The sequence below is a fragment of the Pseudophaeobacter sp. genome (assembly GCF_039971195.1).
Lineage (GTDB): Bacteria > Pseudomonadota > Alphaproteobacteria > Rhodobacterales > Rhodobacteraceae > Pseudophaeobacter.
Genome location: NZ_JBDWPJ010000110.1, coordinates 1 through 14,217, shown reverse-complemented (window position 1 = coordinate 14,217; position 14,217 = coordinate 1). Strand labels below are relative to the sequence as shown.

The window sequence follows — 14,217 nt, the reverse complement described above, 5'->3', positions numbered from 1 at the left end:
GGCCTCGCCGCTCGCACAGACACGAAGGAAGCACACCCATGCCCAAAAGAACCGACATCCAGTCGATCATGATCATCGGTGCGGGGCCCATCATCATCGGGCAGGCCTGCGAATTCGACTACTCTGGTGCCCAGGCCTGTAAGGCGCTCAAGGAAGAGGGCTACCGGGTCATTCTGGTGAACTCGAACCCTGCCACCATCATGACCGACCCCGGTCTGGCCGATGCCACCTATATCGAGCCGATCACCCCCGAGGTGGTCGCCAAGATCATCGAGAAAGAGCGCCCCGACGCACTCTTGCCTACCATGGGCGGCCAGACTGGCCTCAACACCTCGCTCGCACTTGAAGAGATGGGTGTGCTGGAAGAGTTCGGCGTCGAGATGATTGGCGCCACCCGTGATGCCATCGAGATGGCCGAGGACCGCAAACTGTTCCGCGACGCCATGGACCGCCTGGGCATCGAAAACCCGCGTGCCACCATCGTCACCGCGCCCAAGCTGGAAGACGGTAAGGCCGACCTCAACGAAGGCGTGCGTATCGCGCTGGAATCGTTGGAAGACATCGGGCTGCCCGCGATCATCCGCCCGGCCTTTACCATGGGTGGCACCGGCGGTGGTGTTGCCTATAACCGTGAAGACTACGAACACTTCTGCCGCACTGGCATGGATGCCTCGCCAGTAAACCAGATCCTGGTGGATGAGAGCCTGCTGGGTTGGAAAGAGTTCGAGATGGAAGTGGTTCGCGACAAAGCGGATAACGCCATCATCGTCTGCGCCATCGAGAATATCGACCCCATGGGTGTGCATACAGGTGATTCCATCACTGTGGCCCCAGCGCTGACGCTGACCGACAAAGAATACCAGATCATGCGGACCCATTCGATCAACGTGCTGCGCGAGATCGGTGTCGAGACCGGTGGCTCCAACGTGCAATGGGCGGTGAACCCGGTGGATGGCCGTATGGTTGTCATCGAAATGAACCCACGGGTATCGCGCTCTTCGGCACTGGCCTCTAAGGCGACCGGCTTCCCGATTGCCAAGATCGCCGCCAAACTGGCGATTGGCTATACGCTGGACGAGCTGGACAACGATATCACCAAGGTGACGCCGGCCTCGTTTGAGCCTTCGATCGACTATGTTGTCACCAAGATCCCAAAATTCGCCTTCGAGAAATTCCCTGGTTCTGAGCCCTATCTGACCACGGCGATGAAATCCGTGGGCGAGGCCATGTCGATCGGCCGCACCATCCATGAATCGATGCAAAAGGCGCTGGCCTCGATGGAAAGCGGCCTCACCGGGTTTGACGAGATCGAAATCCCCGGCCTGACCATTGGAACCTGGGAGATTGCCGAAGACAAAGCTGCGGTGATCAAAGCGATCAGCAAGCAGACCCCGGACCGGCTGCGCACCATCGCTCAGGCGATGCGCCATGGGCTCAGCAATGATGAGATCTTTGGTGTCACCAAATTTGACCCCTGGTTCCTCGATCGGATCCGCGAAATCATCGACGCTGAGGCCGGAGTGCGCGCCAATGGCCTGCCAAGCGATGAGAAGGCGCTACGCCACCTCAAGATGCTTGGCTTTACCGATGCGCGTCTGGCCAATCTGACCGCAGCCTCGGAAAAATCCGTGCGCGATGCGCGGGTGGCACAGGGCGTCACCGCCGTGTTCAAACGCATCGACACCTGCGCCGCTGAATTTGAGGCCCAGACCCCCTATATGTATTCCACCTATGAGGCCCCGATGATGGGCGAAGTGGAATGCGAGGCGCGGCCTTCGGATCGCAAAAAGGTGGTTATCCTGGGCGGCGGTCCAAATCGCATCGGCCAGGGCATTGAGTTTGACTACTGCTGCTGCCACGCCTGCTATGCGCTGACGGATGCGGGCTATGAGACCATCATGGTCAACTGCAACCCAGAGACCGTGTCGACCGATTATGACACCTCGGATCGTCTGTATTTTGAACCGCTGACCTTTGAACACGTGATGGAAATCCTGCGGGTCGAGCAGGAAAACGGCACCCTGCACGGGGTTATCGTTCAGTTTGGTGGCCAGACCCCGCTGAAACTGGCCAATGCACTGGAAGAGGAAGGCATTCCAATCCTCGGCACTTCGCCCGATGCTATTGATCTGGCCGAAGACCGCGAGCGCTTCCAAGAGCTGGTCAATAACCTCAAGCTCAAGCAGCCCCATAACGGCATTGCCTCCACCGACGCACAAGCATTGGAAATTGCAGAAGAAATCGGCTTCCCGCTGGTGATCCGCCCCTCCTATGTTCTGGGTGGCCGGGCGATGGAAATCGTCCGTGATATGGATCAGCTGCGCCGCTACATCGCCGAGGCCGTGGTGGTTTCGGGCGACAGCCCCGTGTTGCTGGACAGCTACCTGTCGGGTGCTGTGGAGCTGGACGTGGATGCGATCTGCGACGGCACCGATGTGCATGTGGCTGGCATCATGCAGCACATTGAAGAGGCCGGTGTGCACTCGGGCGATAGCGCCTGCTCGCTGCCCCCCTACTCGCTCTCCAAGGATGTGCTGGAAGAGATCAAGACCCAGACCTTTGCCCTGGCCAAGGCGCTGAACGTGGTCGGCCTGATGAATATCCAGTTCGCCATCAAAGACGATGAGATCTTCCTCATCGAGGTGAACCCCCGCGCCAGCCGCACCGTGCCCTTTGTCGCCAAGGCCACTGACAGTGCTATTGCCTCCATTGCCGCACGGGTCATGGCGGGTGAAAAGCTCGCGGCCTTCCCCCATCGCGGCGCCTATAAGCCCGATGCCGGCTATGACGTCGACACGCCCATGGCCGACCCGATGACCCTGGCCGATCCCGACATGCCCTGGTTTTCTGTCAAAGAAGCCGTGCTGCCCTTCGCCCGTTTCCCCGGCGTTGACACCATCCTGGGGCCAGAGATGCGCTCCACCGGTGAGGTCATGGGCTGGGACCGTGATTTCCCCCGTGCCTTCCTCAAGGCGCAGATGGGCGCGGGCATGGTGCTGCCCTCGGAAGGCCGTGCCTTCATGTCAATCAAGGATGCCGACAAGGGCGCGCCAATGCTGGAAGCGGCCAAGGTCCTGGCCGAACAGGGCTTTACCCTGGTGGCCACCAGCGGCACCCATAAATGGCTCGAAGGTCACGGCGTTGCCTGCGAGCTGGTCAACAAGGTCTATGAAGGTCGCCCGCATGTCGTCGACCTGCTGAAAGACGGCCATGTGCAGCTCCTGATGAACACCACCGAGGGCGCCCAGGCTGTGGAAGACAGCAAGGAAATGCGCTCGGTGGCGCTGTATGACAAGATCCCCTATTTCACCACCGCTGCGGCCTCCAATGCTGCCGCGCTGGCGATCAAGGCACAGGCCGAAGGCGACGTGGAAGTAAAAAGCCTGCAGGGGTAACCCTCCCCTCCAGAGAAGGTGATCCATCACCAGTTTACCGGCCCCGGGACATATCCTGGGGCCTTTTTCATTGGCGAATTTACAGCGATCAGTAACGGCTCTTTCGCCTTTCCTGACCCCACTTCACACCAAACCTTGACCTTATGGGTTGCGCATTGATAACTGCCAGTCAGAGAATACAGCGAGGATTTCCCTGAATGTTTTGGTCCCGTCCCCAGGTTTCGCTGGATATGAAAGACTGGATTGAGGAGTGCTTTGACTGGTTTGATGACAGGTTTGAGCCACCCGAGACTCCGATCCTGCCAACCAAGGGGTTTTTCAAAGCAGGCGGCGGTGAAAGTGAGGAAACCGCCCAGCAGGTTCTCAAGGATGTGACCCGGCTTCTCCATTTTGATGACCCTATAGACCTGGTCCCTTTGGATGTGCTGTCAGCTGAGTATCGCCTCGATTACAACTCCACCTCTGCAGTTGCTGGTACCTATCAGAACGACGGCGAAACAGCTGTGATCCGCTATGATCCCGAGCTGCTGAAAAGCCCGCTGCAATTCATCAATATTCTGGCCCATGAAGTCATGCATGCCAGGCTATCGGGCTTGGAAGACGATGTTCCTGGTGGCGCTGGGGCCCATGAACTGGCCACAGATCTGGGCTGCATAGTCGCCGGGTTTGGAGTGTTTCAGTTGCAAGGCGCCGATGATGCGGGATGGACCGGCTACATGAGCCAGGACTCACGCGCCTATGCCTTGGCTTTGTTCCTGCATCGCCGCGGATTAGAGCGAGACAGTGTATCCGGGCATTTGTCCGCCAGATGCCAAAAACTGCTCACGCGGGCGATGAAAGCTCTGCCCTAAGGGCTTCTGTAAAAGCCCCGTGAGCGCATTAAAACACGCTGTAGCAGCGCGCTCGGTCAAAATTTTCGCGCGAAACTCAGGCCTCCTCCCCAGAGAGCCCCAAACCAGATCGGCTTTGCTTGGGGGCTACTTGCCGTTTTCAGGGTCCACCGCAAAGAGCCTGCCTTCCAGCCGGACGACTCGCGCCTCCAAGGTCTGCAGGTCAGCAGGTGCGGCGCGACGCTGGCCGACAAGGCGACGCAGCTCTTCGATCTCTTTTCCCTGGCGCTCCACTTCCCGCGAAAGGTAAATCAGCATGTCCCGCGCCTGATTGACGGCAACATCATGCTCACGGGCATCTGCGGCCTCCCCCTCAAAAAAGGTCAGACCCAGGACAGCAGCGCCGGCCATCAGGCCGCTCGTCAGTTTCATTCCAATGTTCACAGCGGGTTCCTCTCATTGCCTTTTGCTACAGCAGAGCAAACCAACACGGCGCTGACAAGCCCCGCGAGAATACACTGCGGTACAGGACGACGTGACCCAGACAGACAAAAGGCCCCGGTCATCGCCAGGGCCTTTTGCAAGTGAGGTAGGTAGGTCGGAGGCTCAGGCCAGGGCCGCTGCCTTCTCCCGCTTTTCATCGCGGGCAAAGAAGATCAGGTAGAACACCGGTGCCGCCACCAGGGTCAGCACGGTGGCAAAGGCCAGGCCGCCCATGATGGTCACCGCCATGGAGACAAAGAAGGCATCCCACAACAGCGGGATCATACCAAGAATGGTGGTCACCGCCGCCAACATAACGGGTCGTAGACGCGAGACAGATGCCTCCACAATGGCCTCGCGCAGCGGCTTGCCAGTCTCGCGCACTAGGTCGATCTCTTCGACCAGAACGATGCCGTTTTTGATCAACATGCCCGAGAGGCTCAGCAGGCCCAACAGCGCGGTAAAGGTGAAGGGCAAACCAGAGCCTAGCAGCCCCATGGCCACGCCGTTGACCGACATTGGTACCAAGAGCCAGATGATGATCGGCTGGCGGATGGCGTTGAACAGGAAGACCGAGATCATCACCATGATCAGCGCCGTCACCGGCAGTTGTTTGCCCAGGGATTCATTGGCGTCGCCCGAGCTTTCATGATCGCCCCCCCATTCCATTGTGTAGCCTGCGGGCAGCTCCATCTCCTCGATCGTGGATTGGATCTCGGCAAAGACCGTGGCCGCCGTGAGGTCCACCGGAATATCCGCGCCCACTGTGAGTGTCGGCACCCGGTCGCGACGATGCAGCAGAGTGTCTTCGAGGGTGACATCCACCCCATCGATCATCTGCTCCATCGGCAGGAACTTCTGCGCCGTGTTGGAGTAGACCACCTGATCCATGATGTTATAGGAGCCATCCTGCGGACGGCGAATGACGATGGGGATCAGACGATCCTGCTCGCGGAACACCCCGGCCTGCAGCCCATCGGTGGAGAATTTAAGCGTATCGGCAATATCCTCGCGGGCAATGCCCGCCGTCTGCGCCCGTTCGGTGGCATAGCTTGGCGTCAGCACCAGCTCACGCTCGCGCCAGTCCTGCCGGGTGTTGAGGATATTGGGTGAGGCTGCTTCCAGTCGGCGCATAGCTTCTTCGCCCAGTTGTCGCAGCACCAGCGGATCCGGACCCGAGAAACGCGCCTGAATAGGATCGCCGCCGCCAGGACCAAAGACCAGGCGTTTGGTGCGGAATTCTCCCTCGGGGAAGCGCGCCTGACCAAAGGCCTCCAGCTCGGCCTGGAGCGGCGGGATAGCTGCAAGGTCGGCGGTGCGAATGATCAGATGGCCATAGCTGGGGTTGGGCTTCTGGCTGTCATAGGTCAGCATGAAACGGGTCGCGCCCTGCCCCACAAAGGTGGTGAAATCCACCACATCGTCACGTTTGGACAGCCAGCCTTCCACCTCTGCCAGATGCGCCGAGGTGGTTTCGATGGTGGTGCCCTGTGGCAATTTGTAGTGCACAAAGAACAGCGGCGTATTGGCGTCCGGGAAGAACTGCTGCTTCACGGTGCCAAAGGCAGCAAAACAGGCCACCGTGAGGCCAATGAGCCCTGCAACCACCAGCCAGCGCAGCTTGAGAGAGAACCGAAGCAAGCTGCCATAGGCGCGAAACAGCAAACCGCCATAGGCATCTGCCGCGCCCTCCTCCCCCTGTTTGAAGAAGTAATGCCCCAACAGCGGCGTTGCCGTCAGCGCCAGCACCCAGCTGAGCAGCAGCGAAATCGCGATCACCGCAAAGAGCGAGAACAGGAATTCCCCGGCGGAATCCGGGCTGAGACCAATACCGGCAAAGGCCATGATGCCAATCACCGTCGCCCCCAACAGCGGGATCTGGGTTTTGGAGGCCGCATCATGTGCCGCCTCGCGGGAGTTGCGCCCCCGCTGCATCGAGATCTGCATGCCTTCGGCGACCACAATGGCGTTGTCCACCAGCATCCCCATGGCAATGATCAGCGCCCCAAGCGAAATCCGCTCCATCTCGATGGAGAACAGGTTCATGAACAACAGGGTGCCAACAACCGTCAGCAACAGGGTGGTGCCAACAACCAAAGCCGCCCGCCAGCCCATGAACAGCGCCAGCACCGCAACCACAATGGCCACGGAGGTCGCCAGGTTGACCAGGAAATCATTGGAAGCCTTATCCACCACCAGATGCTGCTGATAGATCGGCAAAAGCTCCACCCCAAAGGGGATCTGCCTGTCCAGCTCGGCCAGACGCTCATCGACCTTGGCGCCGACTTCGACGATGTTTTCCGACCCAAGGCCGGCAATACCGAGGGTAAAGGCCTCAACCCCATTGAAGCGGATCATCAGTTCCGGGTTGCTCATCCGGCCCCGATAGACCTGGGCCATATCGATCACATTGACCACCTCGCCCTGGGCGCCAATCGACAAGCCTGCAATTTCCGACACAGTATCAGAGCCTTCCGGCGCACTGATACGGGTCTCAGAAGACGGGCCTTCCAAGAAACCGCCGGACCGGACGGTATTGGAGGTGGCCAGGGAATTGGCAATCGCCGCAATCGAGATGTTCTGATTGACCGAAATCGCCATGTCAGGTTCGACAAAAACCGCCTCGTCCGGCAGGCCGGCAATTTCTACATCGGCGACGCCATCCACCGCCAGCAGCTCGCGCCGCAGGAAGGTGGCCAGCTCATGCTTTTCCGCGTCGGTATAGCCCTCGGTGGTGACCGCATAATAGAGCCCGAACACATCGCCAAAGCTGTCGTTGACAAAGGGCTGCGATACACCGTCTGGCAGCCCCCGCGCGGCATCGCGGATCTTGGCCCGCAGGTCGGTCCAGATCGCAGGCAGCTCGGTGCCGTCATAGATGTCGTGCATTTCCACTTCGATAAGCGAGTTGCCAGGCCGGTTGATCGAGGTGATGGTTTTAACCTCACCCATTTTCTGGATGGCAGATTCCAGCGGTTCGGTGACCTCGCGGGCAACCTGCTCGGCGCTGGCACCGGGATAGACAGTCACGATGACCGCCTGTTTGATGGTAAAGGCCGGATCCTCCAGACGTCCGAGGTTCAAGAACCCCCAGATACCTCCCAACAGGGCCGCCAGCATGATGATCCAAGTATATAAGGGCTTATTGATCGAGGCGCGTGCAATATCCATGCTCTGAGCCTCAGTTCGTAAAGCCGGTGAACCGACGGACGTCTTGCCCGTCGATCAGCGCATTGCCACCGGTAGAGACAACCTCTTCGCCGCCCTCAAGCCCGGCAGAGATGGCAAAATCCCCGTGCTGCGTGGCCTGCACCTCTACTGCGACCCAGCGCACGGTTCCGGTCTCGCCGCCCTTGGGCGAGAACACCATGACGCCAGCCGCGCCCTCAGGCGAGGTCACAATGGCGGTCGAGGGCACCAGAATGGCGCGCTCGCCGGTATCAACCTTGATCCGCACCGAGGCTGAAGCACCGGGCAGGATCTGGCGACCCTCTGGGGGCTCCATGCTGAACGTGACCCGGAAGGTCTGGCCGATATTGCTGGCCTCGGCTTTGAACTCCAGAATTTCCAGCGGAAAGCTCTCAGCGCTCCCCGGGAAGGTCGCCGTAGTGGAGACATTGTCACCCCGGTCGGCGCGCTGAAACAGCACCTCGGGCACATCCACTTCGATGTGCAGCACCGACATATCATGCAGGCGAACAATCGGGGCGCCAGCGCCAACGGTGGTGAAATTTTCCACCTCACGGGTGGAGACAAGCGCCTCGAAGGGGGAATTCAAGGTTGCATGGCGCAGCTCATATTCCGCATTGCGCAGCGCCACCCGCGCCAGACCGGCCTGGGTTGCCGCATCCTCGATGGATACAGTGCTCACAGTGCCCTTGAGCCGCTCCAGCCGGTTTACAGTTCTGTCGGCCTGCTCTTTTTGCAGTCGCGCCTGTTCCAGCTTCAGCTCAAAGGGCTCAAGGTCCAGTTGCGCAATCAACTGGCCTTGCGGCACGATAAAACCCTCGACCACCGGGAACCGCATCACCTGACCAGGCACCTGAAAGGCCAGATCAACCGTCTGTTTTGCCGCCACCTGACCAAAAAACTGACGCTCGAGCAGGCGGGTGCCCGACTGGGTCGTCAGCAGCTTCACCGGCTTCAGCACCTCCTGGGCCTGAACAGGCGCAGCAAGCGTTACCGCCACGACAAGGGCGGGGGCCGTCAGAACCGGCAGCATCGCTGCGGTAATCTTTTGCAATAGGGTCATCTTTTAGCTCTCCTTGTCAGGCCGCTGCGCTGCAGACCCAAGAATCTTTTCCTGTATTTTTCCGGACAATAGGGCGAATTGCTGAATTTCATCTTCATTCAAGCCGCAAATGTCACGAAATGCACGTCCTGCCCGCATTTCGAGCGTATCTCGCAGGCTGCGCCCTTTTGAGGTCAGCTTGAGTTGAAAGGCGCGCCGGTCGTCCACATCCCGCTCGCGCAGGGCCAGGCCTTCCTGCTCCAGCCGGTCAGCAGCCGAGGTCACACTCGACGGCACCATCAACAGCATCTTTGCCAGTTCTCCCATGCGGCGGGGGCAATCCAACTGCATCAACAGATAGCATTCTGCCTTGCCCAGTCCGCCAGTAAAATCCTGCTGCCCAAAGGCCTCTTCCATCCGCCAATACAGCGCTAAAACGCCAAGCAGGGCCTGCAGTTCGGGCGTGCTGCCCTCATGGGGCGCGGATCTGGCTGCGGATTTTGGCATCGAACCTGTGGTTTTCCTTGTGATTCCTTCGATATACTTCAGCCAGTGAACCTTTCATGTGATGAAGTTCACACTTCTCCTGCTGATTTCCCTTGGGCAGACCCGTCGTAAACCTTGACCTTTGGGCAACAAAAGCGTCACAAATACAGGGTTTCATTCCCCATAGGTTCCGAACCCATGTATACAGCCGCAATCACCGGCACCGGGGTCTTCACCCCAACGCAGACCATCACCAATGCTGAATTGGTCGAGGCCTTTAACGCCTATGCCGACCAAACCAATGCCAAAAACGCCGAGGCCATTGCCGCGGGCACTTTTGAGCCCCTGCCACATTCCTCAGAAGATTTCATCTTTAAGGCCTCCGGGATCAAGCAACGCTATGTGATGGACAAAGCGGGGGTTCTGGACCCGGAAGTCATGTATCCGCAGCTGCGCCAACGCACTGACGCAGAGCCCGGGATCATGGCGGAAATGGCTCTGGACGCGGCAAACAAAGCCCTGGCCCAGGCCGGCAAAACCGCCGCCGACATCGATTTGGTGATTTGTGCCGCCTCCAATCTGGAACGCGCCTACCCGGCGGTGGCCATCGAAATTCAGCAACTTCTGGGCATCAAGGGCTTTGCCTTTGACATGAATGTCGCCTGCTCCTCCGCCACTTTTGGCATTCAGACCGCTGCCGATATGATCCGCTCTGGCAGCATCCGTTCGGCCCTGGTGGTCAACCCCGAGATCTGCTCAGGCCATTTGGAATGGCGTGACCGCGATTGTCACTTCATCTTTGGCGATGTGGCAACAGCCACCCTGCTGGAGCGCATCGAAGAGGCCAAGGGCGACCATTTTGAGGTGATCTCAACCCGCTGCGCCACGGAGTTCTCCAACAACATCCGCAACAACAACGGGTTCCTGCGTCGCTCGCGCCCGGATGGGGTTGAGGACCGCCGCGACATGCAATTCATGCAAAACGGCCGCAAGGTGTTCAAGGAAGTCCTGCCCATGGTCAGCCAGCATATTGCAGGCCACATGGCGGATGAAGGGATCCAGAGCAATGACCTGAAACGGCTTTGGCTGCATCAGGCCAATAAATCGATGAATGATTTCATCGGCAAGAAGGCTCTGGGTCGCACCCCCGAAGCAGGCGAGCAGCCAAATATCCTGCAGGACTATGCCAATACCTCATCGGCTGGCTCCATCATCGCCTTCTCCAAATACTCCGACGACATGGGCGAAGGCGATTTGGGGCTGATCTGCTCCTTTGGGGCTGGCTATTCCGTCGGCTCGGTGATCCTGCGGCGCCACCGCGGCTAGACCAAGATCCAAACTTAGGCCCCAAAATCCAAACTTAGGCCCAAAGCAAAGCCGCTCCTTAAACCTCTGGCTGCTGCTTTGGAGCCGACCCCGCTTGGCCCTTGCCTGGCAGCGGCCAAGACCAGAGGGCCAGCAGAATGCCCGAGGCTCCGCGCCGCAGGCGTGGATACGGGATATTGTGCTGGCGCGTCGGGATGGTGCTGACAAAAAGGCAAAAGCGGGCGCGGGTACAAAGTTGCTGCTTTGGTGAGCACCTTGCCTCTTCTCTATTGCGACAGCCGCTAAGTAGGGGCCGTTCCTATGAAAAGGAGGCAGCGCAAACAGGCTGGCCTATTTTTTTGACACCCGATCATGCACCGCTTCGACGCTCTCAACCCGTTCAGAATAGCGATCCACCAGATAGTCTTTGCGCCCGCGGGTGAGCCAGGTGAATTTCACCAATTCTTCCATGACGTCAAACACCCGGCGATACAGTGGACCATCCGGCAGCCGCTCGCCGTCTTCAAACTCCAGCCAGGCTTTGGGAATCGAGCTTTGATTGGGGATGGTCACCATCCGCATCCAACGCCCCAGAATGCGCATCTGATTGACCGCATTAAAGCTTTGGGAGCCACCCGAGACCTGCATCACCGCCAGGGTCTTGCCCTGGGTGGTGCGAATCCCGCCTTTCAGCGACAAGGGCAGCCAGTCGATCTGCAGCTTCATCACCGCGGTCATGGCGCCGTGGCGTTCCGGGCTGGACCAGACCATGCCCTCAGACCAGACCACCAAATCGCGCAACTCCTGCACCTTTGGATGGTCGACCGCATCACCATCATCCGGCAAGGGCAGACCTGAGGGGTCAAAGATCCGCGTCTCGCAGCCCAGCGCCTGCAGAATGCGCGCGGCCTCTTGCGCCACTTTGCGCGAATAGCTGACGTCACGCAGGCTGCCATAGAGCAGCAGGATACGCGGGGCATGGCGGGGATCATCGGGATGCGCCAAGGCGGCCACATCAATTTCACAGAGCGCCGCGGGCGAGACCTGAGGCAGGTCTTTCAGGTCCATATCGTTCAGGCGCTCTCTTCTTCAAGATGCAGCTTCATATCCAGCAGAACATGCTGCAACAAAACGGTTTCCCGCAACAGGCGCTTGGCCTCGTTGACGGTGATAATGCCGTCTTCTATGGCGGTTTGATATTCGCTCATTAAAAAGGCAAAACGCTGGCTCAGCGCGATCACATCGGCATTCACCCCACCGTTACGGGTGGTGCTGCCATCAGCACCGCCAGAGTTTTTGGTGTCATAGGACAGGGTGATATTCTTCAGATCCGCCAGCGCCGAGGTCACATGCGGATAGGAGGCTTCTTTTTCCAGCTTGGCCACCGCATCCACCGGCATGAACCGGTCGGTATGTTCGGCGTTATCGGAATAATAGCGCCCCAGGGTTGCCTTAGACTTGCCTGTGATCTGGCACGCGGCCTCAATCCCAACGTCCTTTACCAAAGCCTCTGTGTGCTTTTTCAGATAGGTACCAATCTCTGCCATAAAACTCTCACCAGCCTTGCTACGCCAAAGGGGAAGCTAAGGAATAATTTCCCATAATGCCGTTGTAAAGGAATTGTTATTATTGTTCCATCCCTAAGGTTTTCAGGGATTTAGCGAGTGACTGAGGTCGCATTTTCGACCTCTATGGTGTTTCGAAATCGGCTTAGTGAGTGGGCTGGGTTTCGACACGGGGTGTTTTTTCTCGTGCTGTATTGTGGGCAAGCTTTTTTAGCCTAGTGCCCTTCCTGGTTTGCCGGCCCTGGTTGCCGGATTGCTCGCAGCGCAGTAGCGCAAAAGGCGTCGGGAAGGGCACAACCTGCCCCGCCGCATCTTCCCACTTTAGCCAGACTACCCCCTATATACAAAGGCTTCCGGCAGGTTGACGCGACTACTTTTCCTGTGCCTCCTGCGCTACCAGCCTTCTTTGGAACCGCCTTTTTCAGCCTATGTTTTTCTTGTTCCTACCGGCCTCAAATTGCCCAACCGCCCCTTGCCGACTCCGGCTTTGGCGGGATAAGGGAAGGCCATGGCAAAGCTCTATTTCAACTACTCCACCATGAACGCAGGCAAGTCGGCAGTGCTGTTGCAAGCATCGCACAACTACCGTGAAAACAACATGGAGACCTACTTGCTAACGGCGCAGATCGACAATCGCGACGGCGCCGGAAGAATCGCTTCGCGGATTGGCATCAGCGAGGCGGCAGATACGTTTTCGCCAGATGAAAACCTCTTTGCCAAGATCAATGCCCGACTATCTCACGGCCCGGTTGCGGCCATTTTTGTGGATGAGGCGCAGTTCCTGGTGCCGGATCAGGTCTGGCAGCTCGCCACTGTGGTCGATGACCTGGGCGTGCCGGTGCTGTGCTACGGGCTGCGAGTTGATTTTCAAGGCCAGCTGTTTCCCGGCTCAGCAACCCTACTGGCGCTGGCCGATGAAATGCGCGAGGTTCGCACCATCTGCCATTGCGGCAAAAAGGCCACCATGGTGATCCGACAGGATGAGCAAGGCCGCACCATCACCAAGGGCGATCAGGTGCAGATTGGTGGCAATGAGAGTTATGTCTCTCTCTGCCGCCGTCACTGGCGCGAAGCAATGGCGCAGGAAAGCTGAAGCCGCCATCCGCCACGCCTCCTTCTGTGGTCGGTCCTGTCGCCGTCTAGAGAGGCCGGGGGCTCTGCCCCCGCCGCGCCGCTGGCGCTCACCCCCGGAATATTTTGGGAAAAGTGATAGGCAAAGCCGCGCTGAGAGCAAATCCGGTGTTTAGAGCCCGTTTGGCAGCGGTTGACCGGCGATAAAAGCCGCCACATTGTCCAGTGCCATATGACCCATGGCGCTGCGCACCTCTTCGGTTGCGGTGCCTAGATGCGGCAGCAGCGTCACATTCGACAGATCCCGCAGCGCCTGCGGCACCTCTGGTTCGAACTCATAGACATCCAGCCCAGCCCCGGCGATCTGTCGCCCCTGCAAGGCCGCGATCAGTGCGTCCTGCTGCACCACCTCGCCGCGGGCGATATTGACCAGATGTGCATGGGGCTGCATCGCCGCAAGCACCTCTGCATTGACCAAATGCCGGGTTTCGTCGCCACCGGGCACCGCGACCACCAGGAAATCCACCTCAGCCGCCATGCTGCTCAGATCAGCCATACGGCAGGCAGCAAAGCCCGGATCTTTGTCGCTACGGGCGGTGTAGAAGATCTGCATGCCAAAGCCAAAATGACAGCGCCGGGCGATGGCCGCACCAATGCGCCCCATGCCAATCACACCGAGCTTTTTACCACTCACGTGCTGCCCCAGCATCTGCGTGGGATGCCAGCCCGGCCAATCACCAGCGCGCACCAGACGCTCCCCCTCGGCGGCGCGGCGCGCCGACATCAGAATCAGCGTAAGAGCGATATCCGCCGTCGCATCCGTCACAGCCCCCGGCGTATTGCTCACCGCC

Annotated in this window: 11 protein-coding genes; 4 read left to right on the top strand and 7 right to left on the bottom strand. The window is 59.0% G+C overall.

Features of this window, described 5'->3' with window-relative positions:
• Nucleotides 1-38 precede the first annotated feature (38 nt).
• Both carB and ABJP42_RS09785 read left to right on the top strand, forming a co-directional pair.
• On the top strand, nt 39-3,395 hold the full coding sequence (gene carB / locus ABJP42_RS09790; RefSeq protein WP_348340126.1) for a carbamoyl-phosphate synthase large subunit: 3,357 nt from the start codon (nt 39-41) through the stop codon (nt 3,393-3,395).
• A gap of 197 nt (nt 3,396-3,592) precedes the next feature.
• Nucleotides 3,593-4,246 (top strand): hypothetical protein, encoded by a 654-nt coding sequence (locus ABJP42_RS09785; RefSeq protein ID WP_348340125.1) that lies wholly within the window; start codon nt 3,593-3,595, stop codon nt 4,244-4,246.
• A 126-nt stretch (nt 4,247-4,372) separates the two neighbouring features.
• On the opposite strand, the gene ABJP42_RS09780 is transcribed toward ABJP42_RS09785, so the two are convergent.
• The 4 genes from ABJP42_RS09780 to ABJP42_RS09765 all read right to left on the bottom strand — a co-directional run bounded on the left by ABJP42_RS09780 (nt 4,373) and on the right by ABJP42_RS09765 (nt 9,446).
• Nucleotides 4,373-4,657, bottom strand: a complete 285-nt coding sequence (locus ABJP42_RS09780) for a hypothetical protein (protein ID WP_348340124.1) — start codon at nt 4,655-4,657, stop codon at nt 4,373-4,375.
• A gap of 174 nt (nt 4,658-4,831) precedes the next feature.
• A complete protein-coding gene (locus tag ABJP42_RS09775) occupies nt 4,832-7,879 on the bottom strand; it encodes an efflux RND transporter permease subunit (protein WP_348340123.1) in 3,048 nt (1,015 codons plus the stop codon).
• A 10-nt stretch (nt 7,880-7,889) separates the two neighbouring features.
• Entirely contained in the window at nt 7,890-8,930 is a 1,041-nt protein-coding gene (locus ABJP42_RS09770) for an efflux RND transporter periplasmic adaptor subunit (protein WP_490363208.1), read from the bottom strand.
• Nucleotides 8,931-8,963: 33 nt separating this feature from the next.
• The gene (locus ABJP42_RS09765; protein ID WP_348340121.1) at nt 8,964-9,446 is read right to left on the bottom strand and encodes a MarR family winged helix-turn-helix transcriptional regulator; all 483 of its coding nucleotides are present in this window, start codon (nt 9,444-9,446) and stop codon (nt 8,964-8,966) included.
• A gap of 177 nt (nt 9,447-9,623) precedes the next feature.
• On the opposite strand from ABJP42_RS09765, the gene ABJP42_RS09760 reads away from it, so the two are divergent.
• Nucleotides 9,624-10,751, top strand: coding sequence for a beta-ketoacyl-ACP synthase III (locus ABJP42_RS09760; RefSeq protein WP_348340120.1), 1,128 nt, complete (start codon nt 9,624-9,626; stop codon nt 10,749-10,751).
• Nucleotides 10,752-11,081: 330 nt separating this feature from the next.
• Here the strand turns inward: ABJP42_RS09760 and arsH are convergent, their stop codons facing one another.
• Nucleotides 11,082-11,798: an arsenical resistance protein ArsH gene (gene arsH, locus ABJP42_RS09755; protein WP_348340119.1), complete on the bottom strand. Its 717-nt coding sequence runs from the start codon at nt 11,796-11,798 to the stop codon at nt 11,082-11,084.
• A gap of 5 nt (nt 11,799-11,803) precedes the next feature.
• Nucleotides 11,804-12,277 carry a hypothetical protein gene (locus tag ABJP42_RS09750; RefSeq protein WP_348340118.1) on the bottom strand — a complete coding sequence of 158 codons (474 nt, stop codon included), beginning with the start codon at nt 12,275-12,277 and terminating at the stop codon, nt 11,804-11,806.
• Between the two features lie 526 nt (nt 12,278-12,803).
• On the opposite strand from ABJP42_RS09750, the gene ABJP42_RS09745 reads away from it, so the two are divergent.
• A complete protein-coding gene (locus ABJP42_RS09745; protein ID WP_348340117.1) occupies nt 12,804-13,388 on the top strand; it encodes a thymidine kinase in 585 nt (194 codons plus the stop codon).
• A 150-nt stretch (nt 13,389-13,538) separates the two neighbouring features.
• On the opposite strand, the gene ABJP42_RS09740 is transcribed toward ABJP42_RS09745, so the two are convergent.
• Nucleotides 13,539-14,217 (bottom strand): NAD(P)-dependent oxidoreductase (locus ABJP42_RS09740; RefSeq protein ID WP_348340116.1); only part of this gene is annotated, 679 nt, incomplete at its 5' end.

Bases quoted from the DNA above. Each gene is read 5' to 3' on its own strand.
- carB (WP_348340126.1), top strand. From the start codon at position 39: ATGCCCAAAAGAACCGACATCCAGTCGATCATGATCATCGGTGCGGGG.
- ABJP42_RS09785 (WP_348340125.1), top strand. From the start codon at position 3,593: ATGTTTTGGTCCCGTCCCCAGGTTTCGCTGGATATGAAAGACTGGATT.
- ABJP42_RS09780 (WP_348340124.1), bottom strand. From the start codon at position 4,657: ATGAAACTGACGAGCGGCCTGATGGCCGGCGCTGCTGTCCTGGGTCTG.
- ABJP42_RS09775 (WP_348340123.1), bottom strand. From the start codon at position 7,879: ATGGATATTGCACGCGCCTCGATCAATAAGCCCTTATATACTTGGATC.
- ABJP42_RS09770 (WP_490363208.1), bottom strand. From the start codon at position 8,930: ATGCTGCCGGTTCTGACGGCCCCCGCCCTTGTCGTGGCGGTAACGCTT.
- ABJP42_RS09765 (WP_348340121.1), bottom strand. From the start codon at position 9,446: ATGCCAAAATCCGCAGCCAGATCCGCGCCCCATGAGGGCAGCACGCCC.
- ABJP42_RS09760 (WP_348340120.1), top strand. From the start codon at position 9,624: ATGTATACAGCCGCAATCACCGGCACCGGGGTCTTCACCCCAACGCAG.
- arsH (WP_348340119.1), bottom strand. From the start codon at position 11,798: ATGGACCTGAAAGACCTGCCTCAGGTCTCGCCCGCGGCGCTCTGTGAA.
- ABJP42_RS09750 (WP_348340118.1), bottom strand. From the start codon at position 12,277: ATGGCAGAGATTGGTACCTATCTGAAAAAGCACACAGAGGCTTTGGTA.
- ABJP42_RS09745 (WP_348340117.1), top strand. From the start codon at position 12,804: ATGGCAAAGCTCTATTTCAACTACTCCACCATGAACGCAGGCAAGTCG.